This window comes from Ottowia sp. VDI28, assembly GCF_049532675.1.
Classification (GTDB): Bacteria; Pseudomonadota; Gammaproteobacteria; order Burkholderiales; family Burkholderiaceae_C; genus Ottowia.
In genome coordinates, this window is record NZ_CP149820.1 from 1,010,711 (window position 1) to 1,024,256 (window position 13,546).

Sequence of the window (13,546 nt, forward strand, 5' to 3'; positions counted from 1 at the left end):
AAAACTCATGGCACAAAGCAGTCAGAAGTTCATCGCCCGCAACCGTGCGCCTCGTGTGCAGATCGAGTACGACGTCGAGTTGTATGGCGCCGAAAAGAAAATCCAGCTGCCCTTCGTGATGGGGGTGATGGCTGACCTGTCGGGCAAACCCGCAGACCCGCTGGCGCCGGTGGGTGACCGCAAGTTCCTCGAATTCGACGTGGACAATTTCGAGAGCCGGATGAAGTCCATGAAGCCCAGGACGGCATTTTCAGTGGACAACACTCTGACCGGTGAAGGCCAGATGAAAGTCGAGCTCACCTTCGAGAGCATGGATGACTTTTCGCCTGCCGCCGTGGCGCGCAAGGTGGATGCACTCAACAAGCTGCTCGAAGCGCGTAACCAGCTCTCGAACCTGGTGACCTATATGGACGGCAAAACCGGCGCCGAAGACCTGTTAGCCAAGGTGCTGGACGATCCGGCACTGCTCAAATCGCTGGCCACCACCGCCAAGCCCGAGGCCGAAGGCGAGCCGCCGGCAGCCGCCTGACCACCCCCACCCATCAGCTCACGGAGAAGCACCATGGCCGAAACCGCTGCACAGCAAAGCGCGCTCAAGGATGTCGAATACGCCGGTGGCGATTTTGCGTCGCTCCTGCAAAAGGAGTTCAAGCCCCGAAGTGACGAGGCGCGCAGCGCCGTAGAAGCCGCGGTGCAGACACTGGCGCAGCAGGCGCTGGCTCAGACTCAGCTCATCGGCAAGGATGTCACGAAGTCGATCGAATCGATGATCGCGGCCATCGACGCCAAGCTGACCGAGCAGATCAACAGGATTATCCATCACCCCGAGTACCAGCAGCTCGAAAGCGCATGGCGTGGCCTGCACTATATGGTGAACAACACCGAGACGGACGAAAACCTGAAGATCCGGGTGATGGACATCTCCAAGAAGGAACTGGCCAAGAACCTCAAGAAGTTCAAAGGGACGGCCTGGGACCAGAGTCCGATTTTCAAGCGCGTGTATGAAGAGGAGTATGGCCAGTTCGGTGGTGAGCCCTTCGGCGCTATTGTGGGGGACTACTTCTTCGATCAGACGCCGGCTGACGTGGAGTTGCTGGGTGAAATGGCCAAGATCGCGGCCTCTGCGCACGCGCCGTTCATCAGCGGCGCCAGCCCCAACTTGATGCAGATGGAAAGCTGGCAGGAGTTGGCCAATCCGCGGGATTTGACCAAGATCTTCCTGACACCGGAGTATGCGGCCTGGCGCAGCCTGCGTGAATCGGACGACTCCAAATATATTGGCCTGTGCATGCCGCGTTTCCTGGCACGCCCGCCTTACGGGGCCACCACCAATCCGGTGGAGGAGTTCGATTTTGAGGAAGACACGGCGGGGGCCGACCACAACAAGTACTCGTGGGCCAATGCCGCTTATGCCATGGCTACGAATATCAACCGGTCTTACAAGTTGTATGGCTGGGGTTCGCGCATTCGCGGCATTGAATCAGGTGGTGCGGTGGAGAACCTGCCTCTGCACACCTTCCCGAGCGACGACGGCGGGGTAGACCAAAAATGCCCCACCGAGATAGCTATCAGCGACAGGCGGGAGGCCGAGTTGTCCAAGGCGGGCCTGCTCTCGCTTATTCACCGCAAGAACAGTGATTTCGCGGCCTTCATCGGTGCGCAGTCGCTCAACAAACCGTTCGAGTATGACGACCCGGACGCGACCGCCAATGCCAATCTCGCCGCGCGGCTGCCTTACCTGTTCGCCTGCAACCGCTTTGCGCACTACCTGAAGTGCATCGTGCGCGACAAGATCGGCAGCTTCAAGGAGCGCGAGGACATGCAGCGCTGGTTGAACAAGTGGATCATGAACTACGTCGATGGCGACCCCGCCAACTCGTCGGAGATCACCAAGTCGCAGAAACCTCTGGCGGCTGCCGAAGTGGTGGTGGAGGAGGTGGAGGGCAATCCTGGCTACTACACCTCCAAGTTCTTCCTGCGGCCGCACTACCAGCTCGAAGGGCTCACGGTATCGCTGAGGCTGGTGTCCAAGCTGCCTTCGACCAAAGGCGCTGCATAGGCCAAATGGCCGGTTCATACCGGCTTTTAAAAGCGGAAGCTGATTCGTTATTCATGCAGCCGGCCTGAAATCTTGCGCGAAAGCGCCGGACGGCTGAATTCCTCAACAAGCAACTACCCGAGAAGGGTCTAAGGAGAAGCCAAATGTCATCAGATTTCCATGTCAAGCTGGCCGGTGTCGACGGCGAGTCCGAGCACAAGGACCACAAGGGTGAGATTGAAATCCACTCCTGGAGCTGGACGGTCTCCAATGCGTCGTCGGCGGCTTCCGGCGGTGGCTCTGGCAAAGGCAAAGCTGTGGCGGGCGATTTCGTATTCACCCACGACTACGACAAGGCTTCTCCCAACCTGGCCAAGAAATGCGTGGAGGGCAAGCACTTCGACAGCCTGGAGCTGACATGCCGGAAGTCGGGCGAAGGTCAGAAGGAGTATCTGAAGATCAAGCTGAAAGAGGCTTTCATCACCTCCGCGCACCCGAGCGGTGCCACCGGCGGCGATGTAGTGGAGACAGTGACCTGCACGTACAAGGACATCGAGTTCACCTATAAGCCGCAGGCGGCTACGGGTAGCACCGGTGGTGATGTCAAGTTCGGCTGGAATGTCGGCACCACGGAATTGCGCTGATTAGCGCAGTTCCGAGTTCCGAAGCAAGGGGCGCGCCATGGCTTTCACTTACATGACGGCAGAGGGTGATTTCAACTACAACGTCGATTGGGCGGTTGGGGGGTCAGGGGCGCCTAGCCACAAGATCGATACGATGCTGGTGCAGGCCATGATGCACGTCTTCTACTACGAGCAAGGGGGGATGGTGGTTCCTACTCCATGGGAGAGCCTCGATCGAGTTCGCTTCGATCCTCCCGCTGGACAGACGTCCATTGCGATCGACGGTGTCATTGGCCCGATCACGCGTGCGCATATCGATACGTTTCAGGACAGCTTGCGCAAGATGGGCTGGAAGATGAAGGTGGATCATCGCATGGACCCGTTCCGGGGAGGCGAAGACCCGTTGAGCTTCAAGCAACGGCAGGGATACTCCCTTGGACGGCTTGGCGGTGCTTGCAAGTTCAACGACTCTCTTGATGGAACCGGGTTTTACCTGAATCTTCGCTGGCGCGAGGATATGCCAGCAACGCTGCGCGCTGCGCTGAAGACTGAAAAAATGAAGGCTGACCAGTACAAGGCGAGTTGGTACAACGTACCGGAAACCGGTGGTGGTTGACTTTCAACAACGTCTTCGCCCAAGGGGGCCGCACGGATAAAGTGACTTCATGTTGTCGAGCTGGTCGGTTTCAAATTCGATGCACAGGAGGCATCATGGCTTTTACCCTTACAGCGTTGAACTCAGCCGGTGCAACCAGGCTTTTCTATAACGTGGACTGGGCTGTGGGGTACGGAGCACCCAGCCATAAGGTCGACACGATGCTGGTGCAGGCCTTGATGCAGATTTTTTACTATGAGCAAGGCGGGAAGTATCAATCGACCGTCAGCAACCCCATTCAACTGGCGCCTCCGGCTGGATACTCGTCCATCGAGGTGGATGGCCTTCTCGGGCCAGCCACGCGAGCGCATATCGATACGTTTCAAGGCAGTATGTGTCTACACGGCTGGATGTTGCGCGTGGACCATCGAATGGATCCCATGCGTGAGAATCCTCGTGCCAAGAGCACCATTCAGCAAAGGCTATATGCCCTCGGGCTTCTCAATATGGCCTGCAACAACAATGACCTCACCGACGGAACGCAGTTCTTCCTGGGGCTTCGCTGGCGCGAGGACATGCCTGCACCGCTGATCAGTGCGCTAAAGACCGAGAAGAAGATGCCGGACCAGTACACCACACCAGTGCGTGTGGTGCCTGAGACGGGTGGTGTCTGAGAGGAGAATTGGTGCGTGAGCCGCACCAATTTTCAGATCTGAGTGCTCACGATGCGTGTGACCTCGTCATCTTCTTGCACGATCCACGCAGCGACCGCTGAATAATTGTCCTGGTCTGTTTTGGCTTGGTTGAACACTGCCTTGCGCAGGCCCGCCGCCCACTGAGACGCCGAGCCTGAAGCGCCCAGGCTGGAGGCCAATACTGCATCGCCAATGGGCTCCCAGATGCCATCGCTGCACAGCAGCACCGCATCGCTTGGTGCAACGCGCATGGGATCGGAGACTTTGATCTCCAGATCTTCCGGGGTTGTGCCCAACGCCGACAGCAGCACATTGCGTTGCGGGTGCAGGCGGGCTTGCTCGTCATCGAGCATGCCGCTGTCCACCATTTGCTGCACCAGGCTGTGATCGATGGTGCGCGCGACGATGGCATGGCCGCGGAAGAGATAGGCCCGGCTGTCGCCTGAGTGAACCCAGATCATGCGAGACGCCGCCAGATCGAAAACGGCCAGCACCAAGGTGGAGCGCATGCTGGCGAGGCGCCCGCCTTCGCGCTGTCCGGCCAAAATCTGATCATTGGCTCGGATCACGAGCGATGTGAGTTGCTGCGGATCGAGCGAGGGAGAAGCGGCGAAGCCATCGAGTACGCAGTCGCGGACGCGGCTGGCGGCGACGTCGCCTCCGCCATGTCCCCCGGCGCCATCGGCCACCAGCAGTGCGGCATAGCGCCCATCCGACCAGTGCCCGATGCGGTCTTCGTTGTATCCGCGAGCGCCTTGCTCGGTCAACGTGGCGATTTCCAGTTGCATATCAGCTCTCTCAGGTCTGGCTGCCATTGGCGTCGTGGGCCTTCAGGCGTTCCATTTGCTCTTCGTAGGCCTTCAGGAAGGCTTTTCCGAAGAGGCTGTGAAAGTCGTCCTCAGCTTCCTTTGCGATGGAGCCGTACAGGGCCACGAATTGATCCCACAGCTTGGCTTTTCTGTTGGCGGAGAAGATCGCATCGAGCTTGGATTTGGCTGCGATGTTCTTTTCCAGTTCCGACGGTTCGAAGCGTTCGATCACGTGGGCGAGGGCGGCGCGCATGCCCACCATGACGCCGAATTCGTGCGCGCGGAGGTCTTGGTAGGCGTCGCGCATCGCGGCCTGCGCGGGCATGAAGCCCCGCATGCCGGGGCCAAGTAGATGGGCCAGGGCGACTTCCACGGTGGGGGAAAACTTGAGCGGGTTGTTAGCCTGGGCGGCGATCATGGTGGCCTGGGCACGCACTTCTTTCTTGAATTCCTGGCGGGTGAGCAGGAGTTGCAGCGTGCCTTCCGTGGAGGTGCGCAGCATTTCACCCACGCGTTCCATGAGGCCGGGAGTCAATTGGGCGGGCGATTGCTGAAGGGGGCCGAGCCCGCGCAGAAAAGCGGCCAGCAACTCGTGGTCGGCCGCCTGGCTGGCAGGGGAGGCCGGGGCCTGCGTGGGGGGGGCGGCGTCCGGCTTTGAGGGCTGCGGTATGGCCTGCGGCGGGGGCACGGCAGGTCGGGCTGGCGGTGGCGCAGGGTCGGCGAGGCCGGCGAAAGGGTCGATGGCTTCGAGGGTGGGCTGGCTGTGCTGTGCTGCTGAAGATTGCGGCGGCACGAAGCCGAACTGGCCCACGGGGAGGTGGTCGCTGCGCACGGGCGGCCTCAGGGGAGCTTCTTGCGACAGGGCGGCCAGCGGATCCTGAGAGGATGCCGTGTTGGGTTGCAGCAGCGGGTCGGCCAGCGGTGTCATGGCCAGCGGATCGCTTCCGGAGGGCGTGCCGAGACCGAACAGGGCGTCGATCGATTCGGCCTTGGGGCTGCGCGCAGGGGTGATCAGATCCGAGAAATCGTCAGGCTGACGCTCTTCCGTGGCTGGTGACCCTTGATCCGGGCCGCTGCCGAGCAGATCGGCGAATGGGTCAGAGGGGGCGGAAGAACTCATTCCCAAGGGGTCGGGAAAAGGTCCTTCGTCCACGGGTGATGCAGGCAAGGGCTTCTGGGGCGAGGCGGCAGGGGGGACGAGGCCTTCCAGAAGATCGGCGAAAGGATCGTCAGTGGCTGGCGCAGATGCGGCATGAGCGGGCAAGGCACTGGCCGCGCTGCCGTCGCCGGTTTCCAACTGCGACACCACCAGCTCGAAGCCGCCGATGGTCAGGCGGTCGCCCAGGTTCAGCGGAGCCTCGCTGCCGGTGCCGAGGGGGTGGCCGTTGAGCTGCATGGGGTTGCTGCCCCGGTCGATGATGGCATAGAGGCCGTCCTTGCAGACGACCTGAGCGTGTACGCGCGAGACGGTGCGGTCAGGATCGTCGAGCACCAGCCGATTGGTGTCGGCCCGGCCGATGGTGCCGCCATCGGCGTCAAAGCGAGTGGCAACGCCGTTCGCCTCGGCGAGGCCTTGTCTGGCAGTGACCGTGATCTCAAGCACATTGGCCTCCTGTGTTTTAGGGCGCCAGAAGCAGGATCTTGGGCTGGCTTGGGACCAGGCGGCAGCCGACTGCGTTCGTGGAGTTTTGCTGGGAGACGCTGGTCATGCGTGAGGCAGGGAGTCCCTTGAGCAATATGCTGAACGCGCCGGTGAGGTGCCGGCTGGGACCCATGACCAGGCCCGAGGCGACGCCCAGGGCCAGACCGGGGTTGTCGCCATTGGTCATGGGGATGGTCGTGCCCAGGTTGTGGGCTGGCGCGCCGGCGAACAGGATGGTCGGGACGTTGGGGATGGCCATGGGGCCGGCGGCGATGTTGGGGTAGGTAATGGGGACAGGGCCGGCGGGGGTGGGTGTGAGGCACACGTCGGGAAAGGCCATGTCCATTCCCATGAGTTGGCAGTTGGCGAACATGTTGATTCTCCGTTTCTAGCCCAAATGAATTTGGTCGCTGTCGGCTTTGAAGAGCTTGTCGGCGCTGGCGATCAGGGCCTGGGCTTGTAGTTGCATCGTTTGCTCGGCGCGGTAGTCGATTTGGCGGGCGCGCACTTGATCAGGGCCGTCGACCATGCGCTGGCTCCAGCGCGAAAACTGGAGCACGCGTTCGGCGAATGACTCCATCAGGTCGGCTGTGAACTTCACGGCACCGAAGGACCAGGAGGCGCGCTGGCCGACGCCGACCACCTGCTCGACATTGAGGTGTGCCTGCTCGCTTTCCAGGCTGAGTGCCCGGGCACGGAAAGCCAGGGTGTCGGCCCTCAGTTCCAACGCGCCGTCTTCGGCGTGGATCACGGTGCCGGGCGGCAGTTTCAGCGTGAGGGGGGCGCCGTTCGGGCGTTCGAGTACGGCCGTGACATAGGCGCTGCTTTCCCCGTCCGCGATGAAGGCCACGATATCGCCTGCCTGGGGCTGCACCAGGCAGCTGCGGGCGCGAAGGGCTTGTTGCGTGGTCTGGGGGCCTGTTTCCAGTACGAAGCGGTCTTGCGTGATGTCCGCCTCCTTCACCAGAGCCGTGCCGGGGGAGTGGGCGGTGCGGGGCCGCTCGGAGATTACGTCGTCTTTGATGGTCATCTGAATCACCTCACGTCGGGGGCTGCCAGCGTTCGGCCGCCAGCAGGTCTGGGTCTGATTCGAGCGCGCGGGTGCGATCGGAAAAGCGGGCGCCGCGGTCGGAGATCTGGTGCAGCTTGGCTCGGTACAAGGTGCTGCCCTGCAGATTGCTTTCGTCCATGATGGCGTGCGAGAAATCCGCGTAGGTGAGCTCGCAGTCGCGGAGGCTGGCGCGAGGCAGGGCTGCACGGGTCCAGTTGGTCTGGTACAGGTCAGCGCCGTCGAAACGGCATTCCCTCGCTTGAGCTCCGTTGAACAAGGCTTGCCTGAGTGCCGCGCCTTCGAAGCTGGCACCTTCCATCTGGGCGTCGACAAAGAGAGCGCCCGGGGCTTGGGTGTTCTTGAAGATCGCGCCGGCCAGCTTGGCTTGCTGAAAGTTGGTCTGCGTCAGATGGGTGTTCGAAAAATCGCATTCCGTGAGGTCGGCGCCGATGAACTGCACGTTCGTCATCGATTGGCCCGCGAAGGATTGCCCGGCCAGCAGGCTCTTGATCATGACCACGGTGTTGAGCGACGCACCCCGGAAATCGGCTTTCTTCAGGTCGCACTCCATCAGTGCCGCGCGCTCAAGCGTGCAGCGCGCGAAGCTGAGAGCGGCCGTGCGGCAACTGGTCAGGGTGAGCATCTCCAGGCGGCTGTCGTCGAACAGCAGCCGGTCTATCTTGCAGTCGGCGAAGTTCACGAAATCTCCGGTGCACCGCACCAGCGCCAGGCCGTTGATGGCGCATTTCAGCCAGCTCACGTTGTCGAGCTTGGTGTCGGCCATGGCTACCCGCTCAAAGCGGGTTTCGATAAAGGCCGTGCCTTTGGTGACGCAGCGGTTCAATGCCGATCGGGCGAAGGTGCAGCAGAGGAACTGGGCTTCCGTCAGGTCGGCACCTTCCAGATTGGCGCTGCTGAAGTCACAGCGCTCGAATAGCGTGGCCGAAAGGTCGCATCCCGAGAAATCGAGGCCTGTGAGATTCTGCTCGCGCACAGGCTCCGCGTCCTGGACGGTTTGCAGAACGCTGTCGCGTGTCATGGCGCCGCTCCTCCCGCGGTGTTGCCGTGATGGCGCGGCAACGTGCGCATGCGGGTGCAGAGCGCTTCGGTGAAAGTGACGCCAGGCGCCACCCGAACGCGAGCGAAGTCACTCTGGAACAGGTTGGCGCGGCGGTAGTCGGTATCTTCCAGATGCGCGTGCTGGAGCACGGCGTCCATCAGGTTCGCGCCTTCGAACCGCGCGCTTGCCAGGCGCGCACGAACGAAGCGGGCTGAGCGCGCATCGGCGCGGCTGAGATTGGCTTGTTCGAGGTCGCACTCGCTGAAGTCCGAGCCGCGCAGCACGGCACCCTCCAGGGAGGCGCCTTTCAGCAAGGCGCCGCGAAAGCTCATGTTCTGCAGGAAGGCGCCGCTGAAGTCGGCACCGCTCAGATCGCAGTGCTGCACGAAGCAACCCGAGTCGATGCGCATGCCGTTGAAGCGCGTACCCTTGGCTTTCAGGGTGACGAATGCGCATTTTTCGAACACCGTACCGCTGAAGTCCACGCCGCTGACATCGCATTCGATGAAGGCGCCGAAACGCAACTGGGCCTTGGAAAAGCTGAAGCTTCGCAGATCGAGCTTGTAGAAGGTGAGCAACTGATCCGAACGAGCGCCGCTGCAGTCGAGGCCGTCTACTTTGGCTTCTTCCAGACGGACATCGTCGATTCTGGCGCCGCGCCAGCTGACTTGGCCGAGGCGTGCTTTCGTGAAGATGACGCCTTTCAGGTCGGCGCCTTCGAAATCGGCTTTTTCGATGCGGGTAGCGCCCAGGTTGGCGTCGGTGAAGAAGGCTTGCTGGCACTGTGTGGACAGCAGATCCGCATGGGAGAGGACGGCGTTGCGCAGGTTGGCGCCGCGCAGGATGCTCCCGGTCAGATTGACCCGCTCCATCAGCGCGCCTTCCAGGTTGGCACCGGAAAGATCCAGTCCAGACAGGTCTGCCCCAGTCAGGTCCCAGCCCTGGAAATCGCCCCCGGCCGCCTGTCGTGCCATCACGCGGCGGCGCGTGGCTTGGGCAGCCTCGCCGAGGGCGCGATCCACGGGAACCTGGTAGTGCGCCGTCATGCGGTAGGCCATGAGCTGCTTGGTTTCACTGGCACGCCATTGGGTGTGCATCTTCCCGTTGGTGGCCAGGCCTTCCAGCTCCTCTTTGATGGCTGGATCGTTTTGGCCTACCAAGTGGCCGCGAAAGGTCTGGAGCAGCTCCTCCACAAAAGGCTTGGGTGGGCCGCGGGTCTCAAGGCCGGCCATCTCGCGCTCGATCAGGCTGAAATCCTGCCCTTCGCGTTTGAACAGCGCTTTGGCTTCTGCCAGGCTTCTGGCTTTCTCGGCTTCACCGGTTTTCTTCATCTGGGCCAGGCGCTGCTCCATCTCGGCGCGCAAGCGCAGCAGATCATCCAGATTGCGGACCTCTGGCGGGGGCTCGCCCTTGACGGCGGGGGCGTGTTCGTCGGGGTCCATGCCGCTGCTGGCGACTTCGGCGCGTGCCTTGGTGCGCTCGGCTTCGGCGCGCTTCTGGCCGCGCTCAAGCGCGCGGTGTTCGCGAGGGTGAAGTCGATCAGGGGGACAGCCAGATCGGCGGGCATCAGGTCATCTTCGCGCAGCGATTCGACGGCGCCGTTTTCCTTGTCCAGACGCTTGTCGCGCACATGCAGGTAGTGTTCGGCAGGCCGTGGCTGGTTGATGTATTCCACGGCCGACAGCAGATGCAGGATGTCGGCGCCATCGTCCTCGGCGATTTCGTGCATGCCTTGGAAGACCAGGATGGCTCGCTCCGCATCGGGGAAGAACCAGAGCGTGTTGAGCCGAGTCTTGATTTCCTTGAACTTCTCTTCGGACCCGACGCGCTGCGTGACGAAGGCGCGTATGCGCAGCCCTGGCAGCCGGCCAGCCAGGCGGGGTTGCGTGGGGTGCAGGTTGCTGAAGGCGTAGGGCTCGGTGCCGCTGAACGGTTGATCTTGCTGCTGGTCCTCGGGGGCGACATTGAAGTAGCGCCAGTCGGTGTCCGAGGCCACCGCGGGGAACTGCGTTTTCAGCCAGTCGTCGCCGTAGGTGCCTTGATAGCGGGTCCGCTGGGGCCACATGGTGTCGATCGGGCCGAAGCCTGCGGGTGATGCGCGGTCGCCCGGTGAGGCCAGGGGCTTGGCGGGGTCTTCGATGTTGGGGAGCCAGTGGTGGCGCACGCCATCTTGCACTGTAGCCGCTGCGCCCTTGCCGCGCGGATTCTCGGCGACATCCTTTCCGCCGTAGGCCTGCTCCCAGGCGAGAGGCAGCGCGCTGAAGGGTTGGGGCCTGCTGCGCTGGTTCCCGTCCCAGTAGCGGTCGCCAAAGACCAGTAGGCGTTTTCGGAGCGTGCCTACCTCGGCCTCTACGGCGCAGGCAAGGCCGTCGGTGCCGTGCGGATACGCCACACCAGACACCAGATACTCCGAGCGGGCTCGCAGAACGCCTTCGTCCAGCGGCCCTGCAGCCGCTTCCGGCCGCTTCAGCCAGAACGGCCACAAGGCCTGCTCGGAAAGCACACGGACTTCCTCACCCAGACCGATCATCAGCATGCCGGTGAATCCAAACCAGCACTTGCCGCGATACTCAAAGCAGCGCACCAGCGGTGACACGGCCATGGGTTTGGAGACTCTCATGGGTGTCGTTCAATGGTCAAAGGAACAGCTTGGCGGCGGCCATCGTCAAGGCGACGCCCGGGAACACACCGATCAGCGCTTCGGACTTCTTGAGTTCGCAGTCCTTGTCGAGAAGATCGAACATGGTCTTGTCCATCTTGATGCCGGTGGACTCGATCTTGACGCCGTTGATCGCCATGACGGCGTTGTCCAGGGAGAGCTTGGCCAGATTGATGGTGAAGCTCATGCCGTAGCCTTCCTTGACGACCCCGCCAAATTGGTCCAGCGTCTGATCGAAAACCTTCGTGCCGCCGGGGGCGATGATGGTGAAGCCACCATTGGCCAAGAAGGTGGTCGGCCCACCGGCGGTGACGGTGATGGGGCCGCCCACGACCTGCGTGAAAGCCGCTCCGATGTTGTGCGTGGCGGCCGCGCCGACTGTCTGGGTCAGTGCGCCGCCGATCAGCTCGGTGCGCGCGCCGCCGACTGTCAGCGTATCGGTGGCGCCTACCGTATGCGAGCGGGTTGCACCGATCGACACCGTTTCGCTGGCGCCCACGCTTTCGGTGCGCGAAACCCCTATGACGGTGGATTCCTCCTGGCCCACGGTCTTGATGCGGTTGCTGGTGATGGTGATGGTCTCGTTGTTGCCCACGGTTTCGGTCCGGTCATGGCCGATCGTGGTGGTCTCGTTGTTGTCGATGTTCTTGGTGCGGTCATGCCCCACGTGGTGGGTTTCGTCGGCCTCGACCTCGATGTCGTAGTTTTTCTCGGCATGCAGGTAGACCTGCTCGCTGCCCTTCTCATCCTCGAAACGGAACTCGTTGAAGTTGCTTGCGCTGCCGTTCGGTGTAGACCGTGTCTTGAAGCCGCTCTGGGTGGGTGATTCGTAGGGAATAGGCTGGTCGTCGTTGTAGACGCGGCCCATGATGATGGGACGGTCCGGATCGCCATTGATGAAATCGACGATGACTTCCTGGCCGATGCGCGGAGCGAAGTAGCCGCCCCAGCTTTTCCCGGCCCAGGGTTGCGACACGCGCACCCAACAGGTGGAGTTTTCGTCGCTCTTGTCATAGCGGTCCCAGTGGAAGTGCACCTTGACACGGCCCATGGGGTCGACATGCAGTTCCTTGCCCTTGGGCCCGACCACGATGGCGCTCTGGGGGCCAGGCATGACGCGGGTAGGTGTGACGCGGCCAGGCTTATAGAGCGAATCCTTGGGCAGGCAGGAGATGAGAAAGGTGCGCGTGCCGGGGGCGCCCGCGCGCAGGCCTTCGTGGGCTTCGATCAGGTCATGCAGCACGTCGGCGGCCCCGGCATTGAAGTTGTCGTTGGCCAAAGCGGCCTCCAGGGCGGCGCGCATGGATCGGGCAGCCTGTGTGTCGCCGATGCCTTCGTAGCCGGGGTGGCAGACCGCGAGCGTGCAACCGGCGATGATGTATTCGCCGTTGCGGCTGTCGTCCGGGTCGCCCTTGTATTTGAAGCTCTTGCCGGGGGCCACGTCGGGCCATTGCGTGAGTGCCCAGTGGCGGTGGCGCAGGCCGATGATTTCCTTGCCGCGCACCTTGCCGGTGTTTTCCACGTCGGAATCGGGAATGTCTTTATCCTCGTTCTTGAGGTAGTTGCCGGGGAATTCGAAGACCTCCAGATCCGGGAGTTCGTGATCGGCGGGTACGGGATTCTTGGCGGCCAGTTTTTTCTTGATGGTGAAATACTGGCTGTCTTGCGAGGCATATTTGCCGGATTCGAAGCGGCGCCCCGCGACCCACTCGATGATTTCGTTGAAGCGTGCATCACCCGCTCGCGCGCCGGAGCGGTATTCGAGCGTGGACTTCACGGGCAGCGGATCGTGCGCGCTGGCGCTGCTGTCCGAGAGGTGCATGGTACCGGGCGCGTCGTGCGCGTCGAACCAGTAGTAAATGCCTTCTTCTTCCATCAGGCGTGAGAGGAATTGATGGTCGGTTTCCTGGAACTGCACGCAGTAGTGGCGCTCGGAGTGCGGCTCGGTCACGTGCGCTTTCTTGACCTTGTTGAGCTTGCTGATGGGGCTGTCGTTCACGGTGTCGTCGAACACCTGCAGCACCTGTTTGTCCTGGTGGATGCGCGAGTTGTGCCGCTTGGTGAGCAGCCAGAACCAGGAGCGCAGCGAGATACGGTACTCGTGATAGCGCCCCACCTGGCGCACGCCTAGAAAGCGCACCGCATGGCCTTGGAAATGCCGCGTGTGCTTGGCCTTGCCTTCGTCGTGGAAGTTGACCTTCACGTCAAACGAATAACCCAGGATGTCCTTGGGATCGATGGTCTTCTTCTTGGAGAGGACCGTGAGTTCATAGGCAGAGGGGCGCGAGAAGCCTTCGTGGCCGACGATGCTCCAGAAGAGCAGGTCGCCTTTCACCGGCGAATCGCCTTCGATTACATGCAGTTCATCGGCCAT

At 62.0% G+C, this 13,546-nt stretch carries 13 protein-coding genes; 5 read left to right on the forward strand and 8 right to left on the reverse strand.

Annotated elements, in window-relative coordinates; translation table 11 throughout:
• The first annotated feature begins 7 nt into the window (after positions 1 to 7).
• From tssB to WJU18_RS04775, 5 genes are all read left to right on the forward strand, one after another.
• Entirely contained in the window at positions 8 to 529 is a 522-nt protein-coding gene (tssB, locus tag WJU18_RS04755) for a type VI secretion system contractile sheath small subunit (protein WP_423458989.1), read from the forward strand.
• A gap of 33 nt (positions 530 to 562) precedes the next feature.
• Positions 563 to 2,059: a type VI secretion system contractile sheath large subunit gene (tssC, locus tag WJU18_RS04760; RefSeq protein ID WP_423458990.1), complete on the forward strand. Its 1,497-nt coding sequence runs from the start codon at positions 563 to 565 to the stop codon at positions 2,057 to 2,059.
• A gap of 143 nt (positions 2,060 to 2,202) precedes the next feature.
• Positions 2,203 to 2,682: an Hcp family type VI secretion system effector gene (locus tag WJU18_RS04765; protein ID WP_423458991.1), complete on the forward strand. Its 480-nt coding sequence runs from the start codon at positions 2,203 to 2,205 to the stop codon at positions 2,680 to 2,682.
• Between the two features lie 37 nt (positions 2,683 to 2,719).
• Entirely contained in the window at positions 2,720 to 3,277 is a 558-nt protein-coding gene (locus WJU18_RS04770) for a peptidoglycan-binding protein (RefSeq protein ID WP_423458992.1), read from the forward strand.
• A 95-nt stretch (positions 3,278 to 3,372) separates the two neighbouring features.
• A complete protein-coding gene (locus WJU18_RS04775; RefSeq protein ID WP_423458993.1) occupies positions 3,373 to 3,930 on the forward strand; it encodes a peptidoglycan-binding protein in 558 nt (185 codons plus the stop codon).
• A 32-nt stretch (positions 3,931 to 3,962) separates the two neighbouring features.
• Here the strand turns inward: WJU18_RS04775 and WJU18_RS04780 are convergent, their stop codons facing one another.
• Genes WJU18_RS04780 through WJU18_RS04815 form a run of 8 tightly spaced genes read right to left on the reverse strand, consistent with a single transcriptional unit; the run spans position 3,963 to position 13,546 of the window.
• Positions 3,963 to 4,739, reverse strand: a complete 777-nt coding sequence (locus WJU18_RS04780; protein ID WP_423458994.1) for a PP2C family protein-serine/threonine phosphatase — start codon at positions 4,737 to 4,739, stop codon at positions 3,963 to 3,965.
• Between the two features lie 10 nt (positions 4,740 to 4,749).
• Positions 4,750 to 6,363 carry a type VI secretion system-associated FHA domain protein TagH gene (gene tagH, locus WJU18_RS04785; RefSeq protein ID WP_423458995.1) on the reverse strand — a complete coding sequence of 538 codons (1,614 nt, stop codon included), beginning with the start codon at positions 6,361 to 6,363 and terminating at the stop codon, positions 4,750 to 4,752.
• Positions 6,364 to 6,379: 16 nt separating this feature from the next.
• Entirely contained in the window at positions 6,380 to 6,775 is a 396-nt protein-coding gene (locus WJU18_RS04790; protein WP_423458996.1) for a DUF4150 domain-containing protein, read from the reverse strand.
• Between the two features lie 15 nt (positions 6,776 to 6,790).
• Entirely contained in the window at positions 6,791 to 7,432 is a 642-nt protein-coding gene (locus WJU18_RS04795; protein WP_423458997.1) for a DUF3540 domain-containing protein, read from the reverse strand.
• A 10-nt stretch (positions 7,433 to 7,442) separates the two neighbouring features.
• Positions 7,443 to 8,492, reverse strand: a complete 1,050-nt coding sequence (locus WJU18_RS04800; protein ID WP_423458998.1) for a pentapeptide repeat-containing protein — start codon at positions 8,490 to 8,492, stop codon at positions 7,443 to 7,445.
• A complete protein-coding gene (locus WJU18_RS04805; protein WP_423458999.1) occupies positions 8,489 to 9,955 on the reverse strand; it encodes a pentapeptide repeat-containing protein in 1,467 nt (488 codons plus the stop codon). The genes WJU18_RS04800 and WJU18_RS04805 overlap by 4 nt, the downstream gene beginning before the upstream one ends.
• On the reverse strand, positions 9,841 to 11,133 hold the full coding sequence (locus tag WJU18_RS04810; RefSeq protein WP_423459000.1) for a DUF2169 family type VI secretion system accessory protein: 1,293 nt from the start codon (positions 11,131 to 11,133) through the stop codon (positions 9,841 to 9,843). The genes WJU18_RS04805 and WJU18_RS04810 overlap by 115 nt, the downstream gene beginning before the upstream one ends.
• Before the next feature lie 16 nt (positions 11,134 to 11,149).
• Positions 11,150 to 13,546 carry a type VI secretion system Vgr family protein gene (locus WJU18_RS04815; RefSeq protein WP_423459001.1) on the reverse strand — a complete coding sequence of 799 codons (2,397 nt, stop codon included), beginning with the start codon at positions 13,544 to 13,546 and terminating at the stop codon, positions 11,150 to 11,152.

Bases quoted from the DNA above. Each gene is read 5' to 3' on its own strand.
- tssB (WP_423458989.1), top strand. From the start codon at position 8: ATGGCACAAAGCAGTCAGAAGTTCATCGCCCGCAACCGTGCGCCTCGT.
- tssC (WP_423458990.1), top strand. From the start codon at position 563: ATGGCCGAAACCGCTGCACAGCAAAGCGCGCTCAAGGATGTCGAATAC.
- WJU18_RS04795 (WP_423458997.1), bottom strand. From the start codon at position 7,432: ATGACCATCAAAGACGACGTAATCTCCGAGCGGCCCCGCACCGCCCAC.
- WJU18_RS04780 (WP_423458994.1), bottom strand. From the start codon at position 4,739: ATGCAACTGGAAATCGCCACGTTGACCGAGCAAGGCGCTCGCGGATAC.
- WJU18_RS04805 (WP_423458999.1), bottom strand. From the start codon at position 9,955: ATGGACCCCGACGAACACGCCCCCGCCGTCAAGGGCGAGCCCCCGCCA.
- WJU18_RS04800 (WP_423458998.1), bottom strand. From the start codon at position 8,492: ATGACACGCGACAGCGTTCTGCAAACCGTCCAGGACGCGGAGCCTGTG.
- WJU18_RS04775 (WP_423458993.1), top strand. From the start codon at position 3,373: ATGGCTTTTACCCTTACAGCGTTGAACTCAGCCGGTGCAACCAGGCTT.
- WJU18_RS04765 (WP_423458991.1), top strand. From the start codon at position 2,203: ATGTCATCAGATTTCCATGTCAAGCTGGCCGGTGTCGACGGCGAGTCC.
- WJU18_RS04810 (WP_423459000.1), bottom strand. From the start codon at position 11,133: ATGAGAGTCTCCAAACCCATGGCCGTGTCACCGCTGGTGCGCTGCTTT.
- WJU18_RS04815 (WP_423459001.1), bottom strand. From the start codon at position 13,546: ATGGCCGATGAACTGCATGTAATCGAAGGCGATTCGCCGGTGAAAGGC.
- WJU18_RS04790 (WP_423458996.1), bottom strand. From the start codon at position 6,775: ATGTTCGCCAACTGCCAACTCATGGGAATGGACATGGCCTTTCCCGAC.
- WJU18_RS04770 (WP_423458992.1), top strand. From the start codon at position 2,720: ATGGCTTTCACTTACATGACGGCAGAGGGTGATTTCAACTACAACGTC.